Genomic DNA, 22,925 nt, shown 5'->3' with positions numbered 1-22,925 from the left:
CGTTGTCGCAAGTGAAATGAAAACAGCCCGGTCGAATCGACCGGGCTGTTTCGTTTGGCTTGCCACCCGCCTCACTGCCGCGCGGTCCGCGCGTTATCCGGCATCGGCTGGTTGTAGTTGGTCCGGAACGGATTGATGTCGAGCCCGCCGCGGCGCGTATAACGCGCATACACGGCCAGCTTCACCGGCTTGCAGCGATGCAGGATGTCGAGAAAGATCCGCTCGACGCACTGCTCGTGAAAGCCCGTGTGATTGCGGAACGAGATGATGTAGCGCAGCAGCCCCGCGTGATCGATCTGCGGCCCGACGTAGTGGATCTGCACGCTGCCCCAGTCCGGCTGTCCCGTCACCGGGCAGTTCGATTTCAGCAGGTCCGACACGAGCGTTTCCTCGACCGGCGCTTCGTCTTCGGCGGCCGACAGCAGCGTCGGATCGGGTTCGTACACGTCGGCATCGAGGTCGAGCCGGTCGAGCGACAAGCCATCGAGCTCGTCCATCTCCAGCTTGCGGAAGTCGTGCGGCGACACCAGCTGCACCGACACGCTCGCGCCGCACGCCGCCGACACGTCGCGCTTGAGCACGTCGCGCACCGCGTCGACCGAATCGAACCGCGATTGCGCGAACGAGCCGAGATACAGCTTGAACGACTTCGATTCGACGATGTTCGGCGATTCGGCCGGCACGTAGAACGTCGCGACCGCGACCTGCGGCTTGCCGCGCGCGTTCAGCCACGACAGCTCGTACGCGTTCCAGATGTCGGTGCCGAAGAACGGCAGCGCCGCCGTGATGCCGATCTGCTCGCGCGCGCCCGCGCGCGGGATCGGGAACAGCAGCGACGCGTCGTATTGCGATGCGTAGACGGTCGCCTTGCCGAGCGGGGAGTGTTCAGGGTTCATTGCTTGATGCCTTTACGACAGGAAGAGGCGGTACGCCGGGTTGGCGCTCTCTTCGACATACGGATAGCCGAGCGCCGCGAGGAAGCGTTCGAACTCGGCGTGATCGGTCTGCGGCACCTGCAGCCCGACGAGGATCGAGCTGTAGTCCGCGCCCTGGTTCCGGTAGTGGAACAGGCTGATGTTCCAGTCCGGCGCCATCGACGACAGGAACTTCATCAGCGCGCCCGGCCGCTCGGGGAATTCGAAGCGGAACAGGCGCTCGTCGAGCGCGAGCGGCGAGCGGCCGCCGACCATGTAGCGGATATGCTCCTTCGACAGCTCGTCGTGCGTCAGGTCGACCGTCCTGAAGCCGTGCGACTCGAAGTTCGCGGCGATCTCCGCCGATTCGCCGCGGCGGCGGATCTGCACGCCGACGAAGATGTGCGCGGACTGCGCATCGGCGATCCGGTAGTTGAACTCGGTCACGTTGCGGTCGCCGACCAGCGAGCAGAAGCGCCTGAAGCTGCCGCGCTCCTCCGGAATCGTGACCGCGAACACGGCCTCGCGCGCCTCGCCGACTTCCGCGCGTTCCGCGACGAAGCGCATCCGGTCGAAGTTCATGTTCGCGCCGGACGTGACCGCGACCAGCGTCTGGTTCTCGATCCCTTCGCGTTCCGCATACAGCTTCGCGCCGGCCACCGCGAGCGCGCCAGACGGCTCGAGCACGCTGCGCGTGTCCTGGAACACGTCCTTGATCGCCGCGCAGAGCGCGTCGGTGTCGACCGTCACGACGCCGTCGAGGTATTCGCTGCAGAGCCGGAAGGTTTCCTCGCCGACGAGCTTCACCGCGGTGCCGTCCGCGAACAGGCCGACCTCGGCGAGCTCGACGCGCTTGCCGGCCTCGAGCGACTGCGCCATCGCGCACGAATCCTCGGCCTGCACGCCGATCACCTTGATCTCCGGACGCACCGCCTTCACGTACGCGGCGACGCCGGATGCGAGGCCGCCGCCGCCGATCGGCACGAAGATCGCGTGGATCGGACCCTGGTGCTGGCGCAGGATCTCCATCGCGATCGTGCCCTGACCCGCGATCACGTACGGATCGTCGAACGGGTGCACGAACGTGAGGCCGCGCTCTTCCTGCACCTTGAGCGCGTGCGCATACGCATCGCTGTACGATTCGCCGGCCTGGATCACCTCGACGCCCGGGCCGCCGTGCGCGCGCACCGCATCGACCTTCACCTGCGGCGTCGTGACGGGCACGACGATCACCGCCTTCACGCCCATCCGGGCCGCCGAGAACGCGACGCCCTGCGCGTGGTTGCCGGCCGACGCCGTAATCACGCCGCGCGCGAGCGCGTCGGCCGGAATGTGCGCCATCTTGTTGTACGCGCCGCGCAGCTTGAACGAGAACACCGGCTGGTTGTCCTCGCGCTTCAGGTACACGGGGTTGCGCAGCCGGGCCGACAGGTTGCGGGCGGGTTCGAGTTCCGTCTCGATCGCGACGTCGTAGACGCGCGCGGTGAGGATTTTCTTCAGGTAGTCGTGGGAGGCCATTGGGGGCTCGCGTGCGATGCGGAAGCAGACGGTAAAGGATCAATGATAGCGCCAAGGGTCCCGCCGCATGCAAGCGGCATGCCGCTTGCGCGGCGCCGGCAGGTGCGGCCGCGGCACGGTTCGGGCGCCCGGAGCGGCGTTTTTACCGGTTTAACCGCCCGGTTACCGACCGGCCGGGCGGCGAATGATCAGGCGAAATCCCGGGGAGCCAGCACTGGCGCGGCTTCGCGGGATAGCCCCACGGGCTGTCCGGCGTGTCACGCGTGACCCGATCATGGGTTAGAATTCCGTTTTGAATCAAGGATCGGAAGATGCAGAGGCACCCTCGGATCGCCGAATTGACGCCGTCGCCGCGCGCAGCCCATCCCGCGGCGGAACGGCATGCGCGCCGCGCGCGATCGTGCTGATGGCTCCGAGTGCCGCCAGGCCCTGTCCCCGTCCCGGAGTGGCGAGTCCCCGCCCGCTCCGGCCCGATGCAGGACAGTCGCGCGCCTGGTAACAGAACAGATTTCCCCAAGATTGCGCCCACGCGCTTGCCGACGCCCGTGCACGGTGTATCGGCCCTCCGAGTCGTCCGAACATGAACGCACCACAAGTTTTCGATCCGCATGGCGCGGCCGCCGCCGTCGCCGCCGACCCCGCGCCCCGACTGCGCGAGATTCCCTATAACTACACGTCCTTCTCCGACCGCGAGATCGTGATCCGCCTGCTCGGCGAAGAGGCGTGGTCGGTACTCGACGAACTGCGCGCCGAACGCCGCACCGGCCGCTCGGCACGGATGCTGTACGAGGTGCTCGGCGACATCTGGGTCGTGCGCCGCAATCCGTACCTGCAGGACGACCTGCTCGACAACCCGAAGCGCCGCGCGCTGCTGATCGAGGCGCTGAACCACCGCCTGACCGAAATCGGCAAGCGCCGCCGCGCCGATCTGACCGAGCACCACGACGACGCGGGCCGCGAGCGCGCGGTGCGCGTCGAGGCGCTCGAAGCCGCCGCGCAGCGCGCGGTCGACGAATTTGCCGACGAATTCGACAAGATGGCCGAGCTGCGCCGCCGCGCGACCAAGGCGCTCGGCCGCTGCACGCAGAAGGACAACATCCGCTTCGACGGGCTGTCGCGCGTGTCGCACGTGACCGACGCGACCGACTGGCGCGTCGAATACCCGTTCGTCGTGCTGACGCCGGACACCGAAGCCGAAATCGCCGGCCTCGTGAAGGCCTGCTTCGAGCTCGGCCTGACCGTGATCCCGCGCGGCGGCGGCACCGGCTATACGGGCGGCGCGGTGCCGCTCACGCCGTTCTCCGCGGTGATCAATACCGAGAAGCTCGAGCAACTGGGCGCGGTCGAACTGACCGAGCTGCCGGGCGTGCCGCACAAGGTACCGACGATCTTCTCCGGCGCGGGCGTCGTCACGCGCCGCGTGACCGAGGCGGCCGAGGCGGCCGGCTACGTGTTCGCGGTCGATCCGACTTCGCTCGACGCATCGTGCATCGGCGGCAACGTCGCGATGAACGCCGGCGGCAAGAAGGCCGTGCTGTGGGGCACCGCGCTCGACAACCTGGCCTGGTGGCGGATGGTCGACCCGGACGGCAACTGGCTCGAAGTCACGCGTCTCGAACACAACCAGGGCAAGATCCACGACATCGCGGTCGCGCGCTTCGAGCTGAAGTGGTTCGACGGCGCGCATGCGCCGGGCGAGAAGCTGCTGCGCACCGAAATGCTCGAGATCGAAGGGCGCCGTTTCCGCAAGGAAGGGCTCGGCAAGGACGTCACCGACAAGTTCCTCGCCGGTCTGCCGGGCGTGCAGAAGGAAGGCTGCGACGGGCTGATCACGTCCGCGCGCTGGGTGCTGCACAAGATGCCCGCGCACACGCGCACGGTCTGCCTCGAATTCTTCGGCCAGGCGCGCGAGGCGATCCCGAGCATCGTCGAGATCAAGGACTACCTGTTCGAGACCTCGAAGCAGGGCGGCGCGATCCTCGCGGGCCTCGAGCACCTCGACGAGCGCTACCTGCGCGCGGTCGGCTATGCGACCAAGAGCAAGCGCAACGCGTTCCCGAAGATGGTGCTGATCGGCGACATCGTCGGCGACGACGCCGATGCGGTCGCGCACGCGACGTCCGAAGTGATCCGGATGGCGAACGGCAAGAGCGGCGAGGGCTTCGTCGCGGTCAGCGCGGAGGCGCGCAAGCGCTTCTGGCTCGACCGCAGCCGCACGGCCGCGATCGCGAAGCATACGAACGCGTTCAAGATCAACGAGGACGTCGTCATTCCGCTGAACCGGATGGGCGAGTACACCGACGGCATCGAGCGGATCAACATCGAGCTGTCGCTGAAGAACAAGCTGCAGCTCATCGACGCGCTCGAAGCGTTCTTCCGCGCCGGCAACCTGCCGCTCGGCAAGACCGACGACGCGAACGAGATCCCGAGCGCCGAACTGCTCGAAGACCGTGTCCAGCAGGCGCTTGAACTCCTCAAGCGCGTGCGGGCGCGCTGGGAATTCGTGCGCGACCGGCTCGACCAGCCGCTGCGCGAGGCGCAGCACTATCTCGTGCAGCTCGGCTACGAGGCGCTCGCCGAGAAATTCGCGGATCGCGCGGACGAGCAGCCGGGCGCGACCGTGTTCCACGTCACGCAGGACCGCACGGTGCGCATCTCGTGGAAGCAGGAGATCCGCGCGGAACTGCGCGCGATCTTCAACGGCGGCGCGTTCAAGCCGATCCTCGACGAGGCGCAGGCGATCCACAAGCGCGTGCTGCGCGGCCGCGTGTTCGTCGCGCTGCACATGCACGCGGGCGACGGCAACGTCCACACCAACATCCCGGTCAACTCCGACAACTACGAGATGCTGCAGGATGCGCACGCGGCAGTCGCGCGCATCATGACGCTCGCGCGTTCGCTCGACGGCGTGATTTCCGGCGAGCACGGGATCGGCATCACGAAGCTCGAGTTCCTGACCGACGACGAGATCGCCGAATTCCGCGCGTACAAGCAGCGCGTCGACCCGAACGGCCGCTTCAACAAGGGCAAGCTGCTCGACGGCGCCGACCTGCGCAACGCGTACACGCCGAGCTTCGGGCTGATGGGCTACGAGTCGCTGATCATGCAGCAGTCCGACATCGGCGCGATCGCCGGTTCGGTGAAGGACTGCCTGCGCTGCGGCAAGTGCAAGCCGGTGTGCGCGACGCACGTGCCGCGCGCGAACCTGCTGTACAGCCCGCGCAACAAGATCCTCGCGACCTCGCTGCTGGTCGAGGCGTTCCTGTACGAGGAACAGACGCGCCGCGGCGTGTCGATCAAGCACTGGGACGAGTTCAACGACGTGGCCGATCATTGCACGGTCTGCCACAAGTGCGCGACGCCGTGCCCGGTGAAGATCGACTTCGGCGACGTCACGATGAACATGCGCAACCTGCTGCGCAAGATGGGCAAGAAGAAGTTCAACCCGGGCCAGGCCGCGGGCATGTTCTTCCTGAACGCGACCAATCCGCAGACGATCAACGCCGCGCGCACCGTGATGATGGGCGTCGGCTACAAGGTGCAGCGCTTCGCGAACGACATGCTGAAGAAGGTCGTGACGAAGCAGACGCAGCATCCGCCCGCGACGACCGGCAAGCCGCCCGCGGTCGAGCAGGTGATCCACTTCGTCAACAAGAAGATGCCGGGCAACCTGCCGAAGAAGACGGCGCGCGCGCTGCTCGACATCGAGGACAACAAGATCGTGCCGATCATCCGCAACCCGAAGACGACGACCGTCGATTCGGAAGCGGTGTTCTACTTCCCGGGCTGCGGCTCCGAGCGCCTGTTCTCGCAGGTCGGTCTCGCGACGCAGGCGATGCTGTGGGAAGCGGGCGTGCAGACGGTGCTGCCGCCGGGCTACCTGTGCTGCGGCTATCCGCAGCGCGGCGCGGGCCAGTACGACAAGGCCGAGAAGATCGTCACCGACAACCGCGTGCTGTTCCACCGCGTCGCGAACACGCTGAACTACCTCGACATCAAGACGGTGGTCGTGTCGTGCGGCACCTGCTACGACCAGCTCGCGGGCTACGAATTCGACAAGATCTTCCCGGGCTGCCGGATCATCGACATCCACGAGTTCCTGCTCGAGAAGGGCATGAAGCTCGACGGCGTGACGGGCACGCGCTACATGTATCACGATCCGTGCCACACGCCGATCAAGACGATCGACCCGGTCAAGCTCGTCAACGAGCTGATGGGCTCGGAGAAGGACGGCTACAAGATCGAGAAGAACGACCGCTGCTGCGGCGAGTCGGGCACGCTCGCGGTCACGCGTCCGGACGTGTCGACGCAGGTGCGCTTCCGCAAGGAAGAGGAAATCCGCAAGGGTGCCGCGAAGCTGCGCAGCATCCCGGTCGTGGCCGGCAGCGCGCCGGCGCCGGCCGCCGCGAACGGCCCGGACGTGAAGATCCTGACGAGCTGCCCGTCGTGCCTGCAGGGTCTGTCGCGCTACAGCGAGGACGCGAACCTCGAGGCCGACTACATCGTCGTCGAGATCGCGCGCCAGGTGCTCGGCGAGAACTGGATGGCCGATTATGTCGCACGTGCAAACCATGGCGGGATCGAGCGCGTGCTGGTCTAATGCGGGCATGACGACGCCCGGGGAGGGCGCGGGCGCAGGCGTTGCAGCCGGCGCCCGTCCAGATGGGAGCGACGATGGAATGCGTGTTTTGCCGTGAAGACGGCGGCGAGGTGCTCTGGCGGGACGACGTGCTGCGCGTCGTCCTCGCGACGGGCGAGCACGACTATCCCGGCTTCTGCCGGGTGATCTGGGGCGCGCACGTGGCCGAGTTCTCCGATCTTGGCGAGCCCGAGCGGGCACATCTGATGCGCGTGGTCTACGCGGTCGAGCGGGCCGTGCGCCGCGTGATGCAGCCGAACAAGGTGAATCTCGCGAGCCTCGGCAACATGGTGCCGCACGTGCACTGGCACGTGATCCCGCGCTTTTCGAACGACGCCCATTTCCCGCAGCCCGTCTGGGCGCCGCGCCAGCGCAGCGTGTCCGAGGCGCTGCTGCGCACGCGTGCCGCGCAGGCCTCGCTGCTGCACAATGCGGTGCGCGAGGAAATTCAACGCATGACCGATTCGAGGCAGCCATGAGCGGTTTGACTTCCACGACGCCGATTCCGTCCGGCGTCGTCGTGCACGCGGTGTCGCGCGTGCTCGAATTGCAGTACCCGAACGGCGAGAGCTACCGGATTCCGTTCGAGCTGATGCGCGTGTATTCGCCGTCGGCCGAGGTGCGCGGCCACGGGCCCGGCCAGGAAACGCTGCAGACCGGCAAGCGCGAGGTGACGATCACCGCGCTGGAGGGCGTGGGCAACTACGCGCTGCAGCCCACCTTCTCCGACGGCCATTCGACCGGCATCTACTCGTGGGATCTGCTGTACGAGCTGGCGACGCAGCAGGACGCGCTGTGGCGCGACTATTTCGACAAACTGAAGGCGGCGGGTGTCGAGCGCGACGCGCCGATGCCGGCGGCGAGCGCGCCGCACGGCCACTGCCACTGAAATCGACGGCGCCCGTTCGGCGCCGTCTTGCCATTTACTGAGGATCAACGCGATGAGCAAAACCCACTTCGGCTTCGAAACCGTCGAGGAAACCGATAAAGCGAAGAAAGTGGCGGGCGTGTTCCATTCGGTCGCGAGCAACTACGACCTGATGAACGATCTGATGTCGGCCGGCATGCACCGCGCATGGAAGGCGTTCACGATCGCGCAGGCGAACGTGCGTCCTGGCTACAAGGTGCTCGACATCGCGGCCGGCACCGGCGACCTGACCAAGGCGTTCGCGAAGGCGGCCGGCCCGTCCGGCGAAGTCTGGCACACCGACATCAACGAGTCGATGCTGCGCGTCGGCCGCGACCGGCTGCTCGACAAGGGCGTCGTCACGCCGTCGCTGCTCTGCGACGCGGAGAAAATTCCGTTTCCGGACAACTACTTCGACGTGGTGACGGTCGCCTTCGGGCTGCGCAACATGACGCACAAGGACGCCGCGCTCGCCGAGATGCGCCGCGTGACGAAGCCCGGCGGCCGCGTGATGGTGCTGGAATTCTCGAAAGTCTGGGATCCGCTGAAAAAAGCGTACGATCTGTATTCTTTCAAAGTATTACCGTGGCTTGGCGACAAGTTCGCGAAAGATGCCGACAGTTACCGGTATCTTGCTGAATCTATCCGGATGCACCCCGACCAGGACACGCTGAAGACGATGATGGAACAAGCGGGCCTCGACGCCGTCAAATATTACAATTTGTCAGGTGGCGTGGTAGCTTTACACCTCGGAACCAAGTACTAAGGGGTTCTTTCCATACATTCGCCTTACATCTGGAGAAGCTGATGTCCGAATCGCGTTCGTTGTTCAACCGTAGCAAGCCGTCGAAGCCGTGGGCTCGACGGGTCGGCACGCTGCTGATGGTCGGCCTGCTCACGGCCGGCACGTTCGCATCGCTGGACGCCGAAGCCAAGCGCATGGGCGGCGGGCGCAGCATCGGCCGCCAGAACTCCACCGTCACGCAGCGCCAGGCCACGCCGCCCGCGCAGCAGCCGATGCAGCAGGCCGCGCCGTCGCAGGCGCAGCGCGCGAACCCGGCCGCGCCGGCGCCGGCCGCGCAGCCCAACCGCTCGCGCTGGCTCGGGCCGATCGCCGGTCTGGCGGCCGGCCTCGGCATCGCGGCGCTGCTGTCGCATTTCGGCCTCGGCGAGGCGTTCGCCGGCATGATGTCGAACCTGATCGTGATCGCGCTGCTCGCGATGGTCGGCATCTGGCTGGTGCGCAAGTTCATGAATCGCCGTCGTCCGCAGGAACCTGCGTATTCGGTCGGCGGCTCGGCATCGTCGTCGGGCGGCTACTCGCAGAGCCCGTCGTTCCAGCCGGGCAGCACGAGCAACTACTCGGGCAGCGGCAGCAACTATGCGAACGAAGCGCAGCGCGTGTTCGGCGGCGGTGCGCCGGCGGCGGGCGCGGCAGCGGCCGCCCCGCTGCAGCTGCCGGCCGGCTTCGACGCCGACGCGTTCCTGCGCAGCGCGAAGGTCTACTTCGTGCGCCTGCAGGCCGCGTGGGATCAGGGCAACCTGGCCGACATCCGCGAGTTCACGACGCCCGAGATGTTCGCGGAAATCAAGATCGACCTCGATTCGCGCGGCAACGAGGCGAACCAGACCGACGTCGTGCAGCTGGACGCGGAGCTGGTCGCGGTCGAGGATCGCGGCATCGAGCAGTCGGCGAGCGTGCGCTTCCACGGCCTGATCCGCGAATCGGCGAATGCGCCGGCCGAGCCGTTCGACGAGGTGTGGAACCTGTCGAAGTCGGGCGGGCAGGGCTGGCTGCTCGCGGGCATCCAGCAGCTGAACGCGCACTGAGCCCTGCCGGGCGGCCCGCGTGTCGCACTGCGACCGCTTGCCGCCCGGGTGTGTGGTCGGGCACGGTCTGCCGTCGATCCGACGTTACAATAGAAACCCGCGTGGGCGCCCGGCCCGCGCGGGTTTTTTCTTTCCCAGCCGATGACCTTTGCCGCCAAGCCTTTTGCTGCTGCCGTCAATCACCTGCTCGCGCGCGAATCATGGGCGCGCGACCGCCTGATTCCCTATGCGGGCAAGACTGCCCGAATCGACGTGCCGCCCGTCACGCTCACGCTGCTCGTGCAGCCCGACGGTTATCTGTCAGCGGTCGATGCGCACGATGCGCAGCAGGTCGACGTGTCGATCGCGCTCGCGGGCGACACGGTCGCCGCGTTCGTGCAGGGCGGTCAGGCAGCCGTGATGAAGCACGTGAAGATCGAGGGCGACGCGGAGTTCGCGACCCAGATCGCGAAGCTGGCCGAGCACCTGCGCTGGGAACCGGAAGAGGATCTCGCGAAGCTGGTCGGTGACGCGGCGGCGCACCGGATCGCGACGGTCGTGCGCGATGCCGGCGCGCGCGCGCGCCGCACCGGCCGCAACGTGCTCGATTCCATCGCCGAGTACTGGCTCGACGAGAACCCGCAAGTCGTCCGGCGCGCGTCGCTCGGGGGATTCGACGCCGAACTGGCGCGCGCGCGCGACGCGCTCGCGCGGGTCGAGAAGCGGGTCGAGCGACTCGAACAAAAAATCGGCGCGCGCGCGGGTACAGGCCCGCGCGGCGCGCACTGAGGGGCCGCAGGGCATGCGCATTTTCCGTTTCATCAAGATTCTCTACACCGTCATCCGCTTCGGCCTCGACGAGGTGATGCTGTCCCGGATCGACGATCGCCGCGTGAAGCTGCTGCTGCGCATCACGACGATCGGCCGCCGCTATTCCGATCCGCCCGCGGTGCGGCTGCGCCATGCGCTCGAAAGCCTCGGCCCGATCTTCGTGAAGTTCGGCCAGGTGCTGTCGACGCGCCGCGACCTGCTGTCGGTCGACTTCGCGAACGAGCTCGCGAAGCTGCAGGACCAGGTGCCGCCGTTCGACTCGTCGGTCGCGATCGCGATCATCGAGAAGTCGCTCGGCGCGCCGGTCGACGAGATCTTCGACGAATTCGAGCGCGAGCCGATCGCGAGTGCGTCGATCGCGCAGGTGCATTTCGCGAAACTGAAGCAGGGTCAGCACGCGGGCAAGGCCGTCGCCGTCAAGGTGCTGCGCCCGAACATGCTGCCGGTGATCGACTCCGATCTCGCGCTGATGCGCGACATCGCGACCTGGGCCGAACGCCTGTGGGCCGACGGCCGGCGCCTGAAGCCGCGCGAGGTCGTCGCCGAATTCGACAAGTACCTGCACGACGAGCTCGACCTGATGCGCGAGGCCGCGAACGGCAGCCAGCTGCGCCGCAACTTCGCGGGCCTCGACCTGCTGCTCGTGCCGGAGATGTTCTGGGATTTCTCGACGTCGCAGGTGCTCGTGATGGAGCGCATGACCGGCGTGCCGATCAGCCAGGTCGAGACGCTGCGCGCGGCGGGCGTCGACATCAAGAAGCTCGCGCGCGAAGGCGTCGAGATCTTCTTCACGCAGGTGTTCCGCGACGGCTTCTTCCACGCGGACATGCATCCGGGCAACATCCAGGTGAGTCTCGCGCCGGACACGTTCGGCCGCTATATTGCGCTCGATTTCGGGATCATCGGCGCGCTGTCCGACTTCGACAAGAACTACCTCGCGCAGAACTTCCTCGCGTTCTTCAAGCGCGACTACCATCGCGTCGCGACGCTGCACCTCGAATCGGGCTGGGTGCCGCCCGAGACGCGCGTCGAGGAGCTGGAAAGCGCGATTCGCGCGGTGTGCGAGCCGTATTTCGACCGCGCGCTGAAGGACATCTCGCTCGGGCAGGTGCTGATGCGGCTGTTCTCGACGTCGCGCCGCTTCAACGTCGAGATCCAGCCGCAGCTCGTGCTGTTGCAGAAGACGATGCTGAACGTCGAGGGGCTGGGCCGCTCGCTCGATCCCGAGCTCGACCTGTGGAAGACCGCGAAGCCGTACCTCGAACGCTGGATGACCGAGCAGATCGGCCTGCGCGGCTGGTACGAGCGCTTCAAGGTCGAGGCGCCGCAGTGGAGCAAGACGCTGCCGCAGCTGCCGCGCCTGATCCACCATGCGATGGCCGCGCGCCACAACGCGCCGCGCGCGGCAAGCGAGGACCTGATGCGGCAGATTCTCGTCGAGCAGAAACGAACCAACCGGCTGCTGCAGGCGCTGCTGATCTTCGGCCTCGCCGTCGGCGTCGGGGCGCTCGTCGCGCGCGTGCTGCTCGCGCTCGCGTACGGCGCGTGACCGAAAGGAGCACGGCGATGTCCGATCCGAAACAACCGAATGTGCCGGCGTCGGCCGATTTCTCGACGCGCGACCCGGGCGACGCATCGTTCTGGGACGAGCGCTTCGCGCGCGGCGTGACGCCCTGGGAGTTCGGCGGCGTGCCGGAAGGCTTTCGCGCGTTCGCGGCGCGGCTCGGGCCGTGCGCGGTGCTGATTCCCGGCTGCGGCAGCGCGCAGGAAGCCGGCTGGCTCGCGCGGGCCGGCTGGCCGGTGCGCGCGATCGATTTCGCCGCGCAGGCGGTGGCGACCGCGAAGGCGCAGCTCGGTGCGCACGCGGACGTGGTCGAGCAGGCCGATTTCTTCGCGTACCGGCCGCCGTTCGACGTGCAGTGGGTCTACGAGCGCGCGTTCCTGTGCGCGCTGCCGCCGGCGCGGCGCGCCGACTACGCGGCGACGATGGCCGCGCTGCTGCCGAAGGGCGCATTGCTGGCCGGCTACTTCTTCGTGATGGACAAGCCGAAGGGGCCGCCGTTCGGGATCCGGCGCGACGAACTCGACGCGCTGCTCGCGCCGCACTTCGAACTGGTCGACGATCTGCCGGTGGCCGATTCGCTGGCCGTGTTCGAAGGGCATGAACGCTGGCTTACGTGGCGTCGCCGCTGAGGCCCCGATGTCGCGCCGGTTGCCGGGGCGCGCCGAGGTTTCGGCTATAATTCAAGGTTTTGCAAGCCGTTTCCAGTTTCTGCGGGAAAAATATCATGCCGATCTACGCCTATCGATGCGAAGCGTGCGGTTTCGCGAAGGACGTGCTCCAGAAGATGAGCGACGCGCCGTTGTCGCAATGCCCGGAATGCGGGAAGGATGCCTTTCGCAAGCAGGTGACTGCCGCGGGCTTCCAGCTCAAGGGTTCCGGTTGGTATGTCACCGATTTCCGCGGCGGCTCGGGCGGCACCAGCGCGCCGGCAGCGGCGTCGCCGGGCGACGCGGCAGCGGCCGCGCCCGCCGCTGCGCCGGCGGCCGAAAGCACGACGACGAGCGCCGCGCCGGCACCGGCCGCGGCGCCCGCCGCCGCCAGCAGTTGACAGTCGCGGCCCCGCCGGGCCGCGCCCATTTCGCGCCGCCGGCGCGGTCCATTGACGGCAGATGATGAAAAAGACGACCCTGAAATCGGTGTTTCTGACCGGCCTGCTGGTTCTCGTCCCGCTCGCGATTACGCTGTGGGTGCTCGGCCTCATCATCGGCACGATGGACCAGACGCTGCTGCTGCTGCCCGAATCGTGGCAGCCGGAGCGGATGCTCGGCTTCCACCTGCCGGGCATCGGCGCGGTGCTGACGCTCGCGTTCATCTTCGTCGTCGGGCTGGCCACGCAGAACTTCATCGGCCAGAAGCTCGTCACGTGGTGGAACGCGGTCGTGCGTCACATCCCGGTCGTCGGACCGATCTACACGAGCGTCAAGCAGGTGTCGGACACGCTGCTGTCGAGCAGCGGTAACGCATTCCGCAAGGCGCTGCTGATCGAATACCCGCGTCGCGGCTCGTATACGATCGCGTTTCTGACCGGCGCGCCCGGCGGCGACGTGGTCAACCATCTGACGGAAGAGTACGTGAGCGTGTACGTGCCCACGACGCCGAACCCGACGTCGGGCTTCTTCCTGATGCTGCCGAAGAGCGAAGTCATCGAACTCGACATGTCGGTCGATGCCGCGCTCAAGTACATCGTCTCGATGGGCGTCGTGGCGCCTCCGGCGCCGGTTCCGGCGCCCGCCCGCCGCCCCGTCGAGCCGCCGCTGTAAGCCAAGAATCATCGCCCGGGCCGCGCGTTGCGGCACCCGTTGATCAAACCGAACGAAAGCAAACATCATGTCGATGCGTACTGAATACTGCGGTCTCGTGACCGAACACCTGCTGGGCCAAACCGTGTCGCTGTGCGGCTGGGTGCAGCGCCGCCGCGATCACGGCGGTGTGATCTTCATCGACCTGCGCGATCGTGAAGGCCTGGTGCAGGTCGTGTGCGACCCGGATCGCGCGGAAATGTTCGCGACCGCCGAAGGCGTGCGCAACGAGTTCTGCGTGCAGGTGAAGGGGCTCGTGCGCAACCGTCCGGATGGCACGGTCAACGCGGGCCTGAAGAGCGGCAAGATCGAGGTGCTGTGCCACGAGCTGAACGTGCTGAACGCGTCGATCACGCCGCCGTTCCAGCTCGACGACGACAACCTGTCGGAAACGACGCGCCTCACGCACCGCGTGCTCGACCTGCGCCGCCCGCAGATGCAGCACAACCTGCGCCTGCGCTACCGCGTCGCGATCGAGGCGCGCAAGTATCTCGACGAGCAGGGCTTCATCGACATCGAAACGCCGATGCTGACGAAGAGCACGCCGGAAGGCGCGCGCGACTACCTGGTGCCGTCGCGCGTGAACGCCGGCCAGTTCTTCGCGCTGCCGCAGTCGCCGCAGCTGTTCAAGCAGCTGCTGATGGTCGCGAACTTCGATCGCTACTACCAGATCACCAAGTGCTTCCGCGACGAAGACCTGCGCGCCGACCGCCAGCCGGAATTCACGCAGATCGACTGCGAGACGTCGTTCCTCGGCGAACAGGAAATCCGCGACCTGTTCGAGGACATGATCCGTCACATCTTCAAGACGACGATCGACGTCGCGCTCGACGAGAAATTCCCGGTGATGCCGTACTCGGAAGCGATGGCGCGTTTCGGCTCGGACAAGCCGGACCTGCGCGTGAAGCTCGAATTCACCGAGCTGACCGACGCGATGAAGGACGTCGACTTCAAGGTGTTCAGCACGCCGGCCAATGCGAAGGACGGCCGCGTCGCGGCGCTGCGCGTGCCGAAGGGCGCCGAGCTGTCGCGCGGCGACATCGACGGCTACACGGAATTCGTGCGCATCTACGGCGCGAAGGGCCTCGCCTGGATCAAGGTCAACGAGAAGGCGAAGGGCCGCGACGGCCTGCAAAGCCCGATCGTCAAGAACCTGCACGACGCATCGATCGCGGCGATCCTCGAGCGCACCGGCGCTGAAGACGGCGACATCATCTTCTTCGCGGCCGACCGCGCGAAGGTCGTCAACGACAGCCTCGGCGCGCTGCGCCTGAAGATCGGCCATTCCGAATTCGGCAAGGCGAACGGCCTCGTCGAAGCCGGCTGGAAGCCGCTGTGGGTCGTCGACTTCCCGATGTTCGAATACGACGACGAAGACGCACGCTACGTCGCCGCGCACCATCCGTTCACCAGCCCGAAGGACGAGCACCTCGAGTATCTCGAGACCGACCCGGGCCGCTGCCTCGCGAAGGCCTACGACATGGTGCTGAACGGCTGGGAAATCGGCGGCGGCTCGGTGCGTATCCACCGCGAGGAAGTGCAGAGCAAGGTGTTCCGCGCGCTGAAGATCGGCGCCGAGGAAGCGCAGGCGAAGTTCGGCTTCCTGCTCGACGCGCTGCAGTACGGCGCGCCGCCGCACGGTGGCATCGCCTTCGGCCTGGACCGCATCGTCACGATGATGGCCGGCGCCGATTCGATCCGCGACGTGATCGCGTTCCCGAAGACGCAGCGCGCGCAGGATCTGCTCACGCAGGCGCCGAGCCCGGTCGACGAGCGTCAGCTGCGCGAACTGCACATCCGCCTGCGTCAACCGGAGCAGCCGAAGGCGTAACGCGCGTTCGTGCATCGTGGTGTGCGCGGTCACGCGCACATCGCTCGAAGAAAAAGGCGCCGTGGCGCCTTTTTCGCTTTTTGCGGTACAGTCGCAGCACCTGCCGCACGTTCGGGGGCGCGAGCCGCCGGCGCGGCCCTGCCGTATGAAACAAAGATGACGAAGCCGCCGAAAATCCCCGAATCCGTTCTCGTCGTGATCTACACCCCGGAGCTCGACGTGCTGGTGATCAAGCGCGCCGACCAGACCGACTTCTGGCAGTCGGTGACGGGATCGAAGGACACGCCCGACGAGCCGCTGGCGCTCACCGCCGCGCGCGAGGTGGCCGAGGAGACCGGCATCGTGGTCGGTACGCCGGAGGTGCCGCGCGACGCGCTCGTCGACTGGCAGCACCGGATCGAATACACGATCTACCCGCAGTACCTGCACCGCTACGCGCCGGGCGTCACGCGCAACACCGAGCACTGGTTCGGCCTGTGCGTGCCGCGCCGCGTCGCCGTGACGCTGTCGCCGCGCGAACATGTCGACTACGCGTGGCTGCCGTATCGCGACGCCGCCGCGCGCTGCTTCTCGCCGTCGAACGCCGAAGCGATCCTGCAACTGCCCGTGCGCGCGGCGCTCGCGCAACACGGCGCGTCCGCATGACGGCGGAGGCCCGCAAGCGTTTTGCACAGCTGCGGCAGATGTTCCTGCAGGAGCGTGGCTCCGCGTCGCGGCTCGCGTTCACGACAGGCAACACGGTGCGGCTGTGCGAGGGCGGCGGCGAGTTCTTCCCCGCGCTGATCGACCGCATCGATGCCGCGCGCGAGCAGGTGATGCTCGAAACCTACATTTTCTGCGACGACGCGGCGGGCCGCCTGGTGTCGGATGCGCTGATCCGCGCCGCGCAGCGCGGCGTGCGCGTGCGCGTGATCACCGACGGCGTCGGCACCGCGCGCACGCCGCTGTTCGACGCGTGGGCGGACGCCGGCATCGAACACTGCATCTACAACCGCTACCTGTTCGGGCGCTTCGGCTTCTCGCGCACGCACCGCAAGCTCGCGGTGATCGATCTCGACGCCGCGTTCTGCGGCGGCATCAACATCGTCGACGACTACGCGCAGAACGGCACGACGCTGACGCATCCGCGCTGGGATTTCGCGGTCGAGATGACGGGGCCCGCCGTGTCGGACGTGCGCGCCGCGTTCGAACTGCAGTGGCACCGGATCCTGTTCGGCCACAAGCCGTATGCGCAGTACGCGGCCGGGCTGCACGGCGGCGAAGCGTTTCCGGAGATGTTCCGGCGCTGGATGCGCAGCCATCGATGGATCAAGGCCGGCGCGCTGCGCGTCGTGACCGAGCCGAGCGTCGCGTTCGTCGCGCGCGACAACGTCGTCAACCGCCGCACGATCGAGAAGGCGTATCTCGCGGCGATCGGCCGGGCGCGCCAGCGGATCCTGGTCGCGAACCCGTACTTCATGCCGGGCCGCAAGCTGCGCCGCGCGCTGACCGGCGCCGCGCGGCGCGGCGTCGACGTGCGGGTCCTGATCGGCCGCAAGGAATTCGCGGCGCTCGATACGGCCGTGCCGTTCCTCTATCGCGCGCTGTTGCGCGCAGGCGTGCGCGTGGCGGAATACGACAAGACGATGCTGCACGGCAAGGTGGCCGTGATCGACGACAATTGGGCGACGGTCGGCTCGTCGAATCTGGACGCCCTGAGCCTGATGCTGAACAATGAGGCCAATGTCGTGCTGGTCCGTTACGACGAAATCACGAACGAGCTGCGCGACGCGATCGCGGCCGCGTTCGAGGACGGCCGCGAGATCGACCCCGCACTCTATGCGGCGCGCCCGCTCGGAGAGCGTATCCTGAACTGGCTCGCGTACACGACATACCGCATCGTGATGAAGGCGCTGACGGTCGGCAGCTACGATTAAGCGCACACTTCAAAAAAGACCGCACGTTCGTGCGGAAAAGCCGCTCCGGCGCCGCCGGAATCGCGCAAAATAGCGGCTCGGTTAGACACCGGTTTCTAATAATTTCCTTGTTTCCGCGGGCGGTCGCACCCAATAATAGTACGGCCGTTCGATTTTATTTGAACCCCCGAACGGTGACAGAAAAAGCTATGCGAAAAGGCGAACAGACGCGTGCCGCGATACTCGAAGCTGCTTTGGACCTCGCCAGCCGTGACGGGCTGGAGGGGCTGACGATCGGCCTGCTGGCCGAACGGATGCAGATGAGCAAGAGCGGCGTGTTCGCGCACTTCGGATCGCGCGAGGACCTGCAGGTCGAGGTCGTCCGCGAGTATCACCATCGTTTCGAAAACGAGGTGTTCTTTCCGAGCCTGCGCGAGCCGCGCGGTCTGCCGCGCCTGCGGGCGATGCTGGCGCGCTGGATCGAGAAGCGCATCCAGGAGGTGACGACCGGATGCATCTACATCAGCGGCGCCGTCGAGTACGACGACCGGCCGGACAGCCCCGTGCGCGAGCAGCTGATCGCGAGCGTGACGGCCTGGCGCGCCGCGTTGCTGCGCGCCATTTCGCAGGCGATGAAAGAGGGGCATCTGCGTGCGGATACCGATCCGGACCTGATGCTCTTCGAGTTGTACAGCTTCACGCTCGGCCTGCATCACGATGCGCGCTTCCTGCATTCGCCGGATGCGGTGCGCCTCACGTGGGCCGCGCTGGAAAAGACGATTGTTTCGTATCAGAGCGAGAGCCGTTAGCGGCGCGTGATCCGCCCGCCTGGAGCTCGAGCCGTTTGCCCACCTTTGGAGAGAGTCATGGGACAGTACGCCGCGCCGCTGCGCGACATGCAATTCGTGTTGCACGAGCTTCTGAACGTCGAAGCCGAGCTCAAGCAAATGCCCAAGCATGCGGATCTCGACGCCGACACGATCAACCAGGTCCTCGAAGAGGCGGGCAAGTTCTGCGCCGAGGTGCTGTTTCCGCTGAACCAGGTCGGCGACCGCGAAGGCTGCACGTATGAAGGCGACGGCGTCGTGAAGACGCCGACCGGCTTCAAGGAAGCGTATCAGCAGTACGTCGAGGCCGGCTGGCCGGCGCTCGGCTGCGATCCGGAATACGGCGGCCAGGGCCTGCCCGCGTTCGTGAACAACGCGCTGTACGAAATGCTGAACTCGGCGAACCAGGCATGGACGATGTATCCGGGCCTGTCGCACGGCGCCTACGAATGCCTGCACGCGCACGGCGCGCCGGAACTGCAGCAGCAGTATCTGCCGAAGCTCGTGTCGGGCGAATGGACCGGCACGATGTGCCTGACCGAGCCGCACTGCGGCACCGACCTCGGCATCCTGCGCACCAAGGCGGAACCGAACGGCGACGGCTCGTACTCGATCAGCGGCACGAAGATCTTCATCTCGAGCGGCGAGCACGACATGTCGAAGAACATCATCCACCTCGTGCTCGCGCGCCTGCCGGACGCGCCGCAGGGCACGAAGGGGATCTCGCTGTTCATCGTGCCGAAGTTCATCCCCGACGCGGCCGGCGAGCCGGGCGAGCGCAACGGCATCAAGTGCGGCTCGATCGAACACAAGATGGGCATCCACGGCAACTCGACCTGCGTGATGAACCTCGACAACGCGAAGGGCTGGATGGTCGGCGAGCCGAACAAGGGCCTCAACGCGATGTTCGTGATGATGAACGCCGCGCGCCTGGGCGTCGGCATGCAGGGCCTCGGCCTCACCGAAGTCGCTTACCAGAACTCGCTCGCGTATGCGAAGGAGCGTCTGCAGATGCGCTCGCTGACGGGCCCGAAGGCGCCGGACAAGCCGGCCGACCCGATCATCGTGCACCCGGACGTGCGTCGCATGCTGCTCACGCAGAAGGCCTACGCGGAAGGCGCGCGCGCGTTCACGTACTGGTCCGCGCTGCAGATCGACAAGGAGCTGTCGCACGCCGACGAAGCGGTGCGCAAGGAAGCGGCCGACCTCGTCGCGCTGCTCACGCCGATCATCAAGGCGTTCCTGACCGACAACGCGTTCGAGTCGACCAACCACGCGATGCAGATCTACGGCGGCCACGGCTTCATCTCCGAGTGGGGCATGGAGCAGTACGTGCGCGACGCGCGGATCAACATGATCTACGAAGGCACCAACTCGATCCAGTCGCTCGACTTGCTGGGCCGCAAGGTGCTCGGCGACATGGGCGCGAAGCTGAAGAAGTTCGGCAAGCTCGTGTCCGACTTCGTCGAGGCGGAAGGCGTGAAGCCCGAAATGTCCGAGTTCATCAACCCGCTCGCCGACATCGGCGAGAAGGTGCAGAAGCTGACGATGGAAATCGGCATGAAGGCGATGCAGAACCCGGACGAAGTCGGCGCCGCCGCCGTGCCGTACCTGCGCACCGTCGGTCACCTCGTGTTCTCGTACTTCTGGGCCCGCATGGCGCGCCTCGCGCTCGACAACGAAGCGTCGGGCGATCCGTTCTACAAGTCGAAGCTCGCGACGGCGCGCTTCTACTTCGCGCGCCTGCTGCCGGAAACGGCCGCGACGATCCGCGCCGCGCGCGCCGGTTCGAAGACGCTGATGGAAGTCGACGAATCGCTGTTCTGACGCGAGTCCGGGCGGTGCGCGAGCGCGCCGCCCGAACGCAACGGTTCCTGGTACTCACTTCGCCGTGCAGCCCACCCAATCCGCGCTGCACGACATTATCCGGAGACATCCCGTGAGCAATTTCCTGATTCGCAAGGTCGCCGTGCTGGGCGCCGGCGTGATGGGCGCGCAGATCGCCGCGCATCTCGTCAATGCGCGCGTGCCCGTGCTGCTGTTCGACCTGCCGGCCAAGGAAGGCCCGAAGAATGCGATCGCGCTGAAGGCGATCGAGAACCTGAAGAAGCTGTCGCCCGCGCCGTTCGGCGTGAAGGAAGACGCGAAATACCTCGAGGCCGCGAACTACGAGGACGACATCGCGAAGCTCGCCGAGTGCGACGTCGTGATCGAGGCGATCGCCGAGCGGATGGACTGGAAGCACGACCTGTACAAGAAGGTCGCGCCGCACATCGCGCCGAACGCGATCTTCGCGACCAACACGTCAGGCCTGTCGATCACGAAGTTGTCCGAAGGTTTCTCGGACGAGCTGAAGGCACGCTTCTGCGGCGTGCACTTCTTCAACCCGCCGCGCTACATGCACCTCGTCGAGCTGATCCCGACCGCGCATACGCGTCCGGAAATCCTCGACCAGCTCGAGACGTTCCTGACGAGCGTCGTCGGCAAGGGCGTGGTGCGCGCGAAGGATACGCCGAACTTCATCGCGAACCGCGTCGGCATCTTCTCGATCCTCGCGGTGATCGCCGAGGCCGGCAAGTTCGGGCTGCGCTTCGACGAAGTCGACGACCTGACGGGCAGCCGCCTCGGCCGCGCGAAGTCGGCGACGTTCCGCACCGCGGACGTGGTCGGCCTCGACACGATGGCGCACGTGATCAAGACGATGCAGGACAACCTCGCCGACGATCCGTTCTTCCCGGTCTACCAGACGCCCGCCGTGCTCGCCGAGCTGGTGAAGCAGGGCGCGCTCGGCCAGAAGACGGGCGGCGGCTTCTACAAGAAGGAAGGCAAGGCGATCAAGGTGCTCGACGCGAAGACGGGCAGCTACGTCGATTCGGGCGCGAAGGCCGACGAAACCGTCGCGCGCATCCTGAAGCGTCCGCCGGCCGAGCGCCTGAAGCTGCTGCGCGAGACCAACCATCCGCATGCGCAGTTCCTGTGGTCGATCTTCCGCGACGTGTTCCATTACATCGGCGTGCATCTCGAATCGATCGCCGACAACGCGCGCGACGTCGACCTCGCGATCCGCTGGGGCTTCGGCTGGAACGAAGGCCCGTTCGAAGGCTGGCAGGCCGCCGGCTGGAAGCAGGTCGCCGAGTGGGTGCAGGAAGACATCGCGGCCGGCAAGGCGCTCGCGAACGTGCCGCTGCCGTCGTGGGTGCTCGAAGGCGCGGTCGCCGAGAAGGGCGGCGTGCACACGGCCGAAGGCTCGTGGGCGCCGGCGTCGAAGCGCTTCGTGCCGCGTTCGGATCTCGCCGTCTATCGGAAGCAGGTGTTCCGTGCGCCGCTGCTCGGTGAAGCCGGCGCGGATCCGAAGACCTACGGCAAGACGCTGTTCGAGACCGACGCAGTGCGCGCCTGGGTCGACGACCGCGCGGGCGAGGACGACGTCGTGATCGTGTCGTTCAAGTCGAAGATGAACACGATCGGGCCGAGCGTGATCGACGGCCTCGTGCAGGCGATCGAACTCGCGGAGAAGGACTACAAGGGCGTCGTGATCTGGCAGCCGACCTCGCTGAAGCTCGGCACGCCGGGCGGCCCGTTCTCGGCCGGCGCGAACCTCGAGGAGGCGATGCCCGCTTTCATGATGGGCGGCGCGAAGGGCATCGAGCCGTTCGTGAAGAAGTTCCAGGACGGCATGATGCGCGTGAAGTACGCGAACGTGCCGGTCGTCGCGGCCGTGTCGGGCATCGCGCTCGGCGGCGGGTGCGAGCTGATGCTGCACAGCGCGAAGCGCGTCGTGCACGTCGAGAGCTACATCGGCCTCGTCGAAGTGGGCGTCGGCCTCGTGCCGGCCGGCGGCGGCCTGAAGGAAGCGGCGCTGCGCGCCGCGGACGCCGCCACCGCCGCGAACGCGACCACCGACATCCTGAAGTTCGTCACGAAGTCGTTCGAGAACGCGGCGATGGCGAAGGTATCGTCGTCGGCGCACGATGCGCGCGCGATGGGCTACGTGAAGCCGTCCGACACGATCGTGTTCAACGTGTTCGAGCTGCTCGACGTCGCGAAGAAGGAAGCGCGCGCCCTCGCCGCTACCGGCTATCGCGCGCCGCTGAAGGCGAAGGACGTGCCGGTCGCGGGCCGCTCGGCAATCTCGACGATCAAGGCGCAGCTCGTCAACATGCGCGACGGCCGCTTCATCAGCGACCACGACTACCTGATCGCGAGCCGCATCGCCGAAGCGGTGTGCGGCGGCGACGTCGAGGCGGGCAGCCTGGTCGACGAGGAATGGCTGCTGGCGCTCGAGCGTCGCGCGTTCGTCGAGCTGCTCGGCACGCAGAAGACGCAGGAACGGATCATGGGCATGTTGCAGACCGGCAAGCCGGTGCGTAACTGAGCGAGCGATAAGGCAA

Annotated in this window: 18 protein-coding genes; 16 read left to right on the top strand and 2 right to left on the bottom strand. The window is 66.8% G+C overall.

Annotated elements, in window-relative coordinates; translation table 11 throughout:
- Positions 1-71 precede the first annotated feature (71 nt).
- The gene (gene queF / locus WS57_RS32495) at positions 72-896 is read right to left on the bottom strand and encodes an NADPH-dependent 7-cyano-7-deazaguanine reductase QueF (protein WP_009691932.1); all 825 of its coding nucleotides are present in this window, start codon (positions 894-896) and stop codon (positions 72-74) included.
- Between the two features lie 12 nt (positions 897-908).
- A complete protein-coding gene (gene ilvA, locus WS57_RS32490) occupies positions 909-2,432 on the bottom strand; it encodes a threonine ammonia-lyase, biosynthetic (RefSeq protein WP_009691933.1) in 1,524 nt (507 codons plus the stop codon).
- Positions 2,433-3,012: 580 nt separating this feature from the next.
- Here ilvA and WS57_RS32485 point away from each other — a divergent pair.
- From WS57_RS32485 to WS57_RS32410, 16 genes are all read left to right on the top strand, one after another.
- Positions 3,013-7,032 (top strand): DUF3683 domain-containing protein, encoded by a 4,020-nt coding sequence (locus WS57_RS32485; RefSeq protein WP_069245319.1) that lies wholly within the window; start codon positions 3,013-3,015, stop codon positions 7,030-7,032.
- Positions 7,033-7,106: 74 nt separating this feature from the next.
- Positions 7,107-7,550, top strand: coding sequence for an HIT family protein (locus tag WS57_RS32480; protein ID WP_009691935.1), 444 nt, complete (start codon positions 7,107-7,109; stop codon positions 7,548-7,550).
- Positions 7,547-7,960, top strand: coding sequence for a gamma-butyrobetaine hydroxylase-like domain-containing protein (locus WS57_RS32475; RefSeq protein WP_009691936.1), 414 nt, complete (start codon positions 7,547-7,549; stop codon positions 7,958-7,960). Before WS57_RS32480 ends, WS57_RS32475 begins: the two co-directional genes overlap by 4 nt.
- Before the next feature lie 52 nt (positions 7,961-8,012).
- Positions 8,013-8,744, top strand: a complete 732-nt coding sequence (ubiE, locus tag WS57_RS32470) for a bifunctional demethylmenaquinone methyltransferase/2-methoxy-6-polyprenyl-1,4-benzoquinol methylase UbiE (RefSeq protein ID WP_009691937.1) — start codon at positions 8,013-8,015, stop codon at positions 8,742-8,744.
- A 41-nt stretch (positions 8,745-8,785) separates the two neighbouring features.
- Positions 8,786-9,808 carry a Tim44 domain-containing protein gene (locus WS57_RS32465; protein ID WP_040128156.1) on the top strand — a complete coding sequence of 341 codons (1,023 nt, stop codon included), beginning with the start codon at positions 8,786-8,788 and terminating at the stop codon, positions 9,806-9,808.
- Positions 9,809-9,949: 141 nt separating this feature from the next.
- Entirely contained in the window at positions 9,950-10,576 is a 627-nt protein-coding gene (locus tag WS57_RS32460; RefSeq protein ID WP_009692410.1) for a ubiquinone biosynthesis accessory factor UbiJ, read from the top strand.
- Between the two features lie 13 nt (positions 10,577-10,589).
- Entirely contained in the window at positions 10,590-12,167 is a 1,578-nt protein-coding gene (gene ubiB / locus WS57_RS32455) for a ubiquinone biosynthesis regulatory protein kinase UbiB (protein ID WP_009692409.1), read from the top strand.
- A 17-nt stretch (positions 12,168-12,184) separates the two neighbouring features.
- A complete protein-coding gene (locus tag WS57_RS32450) occupies positions 12,185-12,811 on the top strand; it encodes an SAM-dependent methyltransferase (protein ID WP_059513368.1) in 627 nt (208 codons plus the stop codon).
- Between the two features lie 95 nt (positions 12,812-12,906).
- Positions 12,907-13,230 carry an FmdB family zinc ribbon protein gene (locus tag WS57_RS32445; RefSeq protein ID WP_059513370.1) on the top strand — a complete coding sequence of 108 codons (324 nt, stop codon included), beginning with the start codon at positions 12,907-12,909 and terminating at the stop codon, positions 13,228-13,230.
- A gap of 61 nt (positions 13,231-13,291) precedes the next feature.
- Positions 13,292-13,942: a DUF502 domain-containing protein gene (locus tag WS57_RS32440; RefSeq protein WP_040128152.1), complete on the top strand. Its 651-nt coding sequence runs from the start codon at positions 13,292-13,294 to the stop codon at positions 13,940-13,942.
- A gap of 67 nt (positions 13,943-14,009) precedes the next feature.
- Positions 14,010-15,812: an aspartate--tRNA ligase gene (gene aspS, locus WS57_RS32435; RefSeq protein ID WP_009693425.1), complete on the top strand. Its 1,803-nt coding sequence runs from the start codon at positions 14,010-14,012 to the stop codon at positions 15,810-15,812.
- 156 nt (positions 15,813-15,968) lie between these two features.
- Positions 15,969-16,457 carry a dihydroneopterin triphosphate diphosphatase gene (gene nudB, locus WS57_RS32430; RefSeq protein WP_009693426.1) on the top strand — a complete coding sequence of 163 codons (489 nt, stop codon included), beginning with the start codon at positions 15,969-15,971 and terminating at the stop codon, positions 16,455-16,457.
- Positions 16,454-17,728, top strand: coding sequence for a cardiolipin synthase ClsB (gene clsB / locus WS57_RS32425; protein WP_009693427.1), 1,275 nt, complete (start codon positions 16,454-16,456; stop codon positions 17,726-17,728). Before nudB ends, clsB begins: the two co-directional genes overlap by 4 nt.
- A 188-nt stretch (positions 17,729-17,916) precedes the next feature.
- Positions 17,917-18,516 (top strand): TetR/AcrR family transcriptional regulator, encoded by a 600-nt coding sequence (locus WS57_RS32420; protein WP_009693428.1) that lies wholly within the window; start codon positions 17,917-17,919, stop codon positions 18,514-18,516.
- Positions 18,517-18,573: 57 nt separating this feature from the next.
- Complete coding sequence (locus WS57_RS32415; RefSeq protein ID WP_009693429.1) at positions 18,574-20,361, top strand: acyl-CoA dehydrogenase C-terminal domain-containing protein; 1,788 nt, start codon at positions 18,574-18,576, stop codon at positions 20,359-20,361.
- A gap of 112 nt (positions 20,362-20,473) precedes the next feature.
- Positions 20,474-22,909 carry a 3-hydroxyacyl-CoA dehydrogenase/enoyl-CoA hydratase family protein gene (locus tag WS57_RS32410; protein WP_009693430.1) on the top strand — a complete coding sequence of 812 codons (2,436 nt, stop codon included), beginning with the start codon at positions 20,474-20,476 and terminating at the stop codon, positions 22,907-22,909.
- Positions 22,910-22,925: the final 16 nt, after the last annotated feature.

It is taken from the genome of Burkholderia pseudomultivorans, assembly GCF_001718415.1.
Classification (GTDB): Bacteria; Pseudomonadota; Gammaproteobacteria; order Burkholderiales; family Burkholderiaceae; genus Burkholderia; species Burkholderia pseudomultivorans_A.
The sequence above is the reverse complement of the archived record's forward strand: the minus strand, read 5'-3'. Positions and strand labels throughout refer to the sequence as shown.

What these genes read in the sequence shown, in the direction of transcription:
- queF (WP_009691932.1), bottom strand. Translation starts at nt 896, where the DNA reads ATGAACCCTGAACACTCCCCGCTCGGCAAGGCGACCGTCTACGCATCG.
- ilvA (WP_009691933.1), bottom strand. Translation starts at nt 2,432, where the DNA reads ATGGCCTCCCACGACTACCTGAAGAAAATCCTCACCGCGCGCGTCTAC.
- WS57_RS32485 (WP_069245319.1), top strand. Translation starts at nt 3,013, where the DNA reads ATGAACGCACCACAAGTTTTCGATCCGCATGGCGCGGCCGCCGCCGTC.
- WS57_RS32480 (WP_009691935.1), top strand. Translation starts at nt 7,107, where the DNA reads ATGGAATGCGTGTTTTGCCGTGAAGACGGCGGCGAGGTGCTCTGGCGG.
- WS57_RS32475 (WP_009691936.1), top strand. Translation starts at nt 7,547, where the DNA reads ATGAGCGGTTTGACTTCCACGACGCCGATTCCGTCCGGCGTCGTCGTG.
- ubiE (WP_009691937.1), top strand. Translation starts at nt 8,013, where the DNA reads ATGAGCAAAACCCACTTCGGCTTCGAAACCGTCGAGGAAACCGATAAA.
- WS57_RS32465 (WP_040128156.1), top strand. Translation starts at nt 8,786, where the DNA reads ATGTCCGAATCGCGTTCGTTGTTCAACCGTAGCAAGCCGTCGAAGCCG.
- WS57_RS32460 (WP_009692410.1), top strand. Translation starts at nt 9,950, where the DNA reads ATGACCTTTGCCGCCAAGCCTTTTGCTGCTGCCGTCAATCACCTGCTC.
- ubiB (WP_009692409.1), top strand. Translation starts at nt 10,590, where the DNA reads ATGCGCATTTTCCGTTTCATCAAGATTCTCTACACCGTCATCCGCTTC.
- WS57_RS32450 (WP_059513368.1), top strand. Translation starts at nt 12,185, where the DNA reads ATGTCCGATCCGAAACAACCGAATGTGCCGGCGTCGGCCGATTTCTCG.
- WS57_RS32445 (WP_059513370.1), top strand. Translation starts at nt 12,907, where the DNA reads ATGCCGATCTACGCCTATCGATGCGAAGCGTGCGGTTTCGCGAAGGAC.
- WS57_RS32440 (WP_040128152.1), top strand. Translation starts at nt 13,292, where the DNA reads ATGATGAAAAAGACGACCCTGAAATCGGTGTTTCTGACCGGCCTGCTG.
- aspS (WP_009693425.1), top strand. Translation starts at nt 14,010, where the DNA reads ATGTCGATGCGTACTGAATACTGCGGTCTCGTGACCGAACACCTGCTG.
- nudB (WP_009693426.1), top strand. Translation starts at nt 15,969, where the DNA reads ATGACGAAGCCGCCGAAAATCCCCGAATCCGTTCTCGTCGTGATCTAC.
- clsB (WP_009693427.1), top strand. Translation starts at nt 16,454, where the DNA reads ATGACGGCGGAGGCCCGCAAGCGTTTTGCACAGCTGCGGCAGATGTTC.
- WS57_RS32420 (WP_009693428.1), top strand. Translation starts at nt 17,917, where the DNA reads ATGCGAAAAGGCGAACAGACGCGTGCCGCGATACTCGAAGCTGCTTTG.
- WS57_RS32415 (WP_009693429.1), top strand. Translation starts at nt 18,574, where the DNA reads ATGGGACAGTACGCCGCGCCGCTGCGCGACATGCAATTCGTGTTGCAC.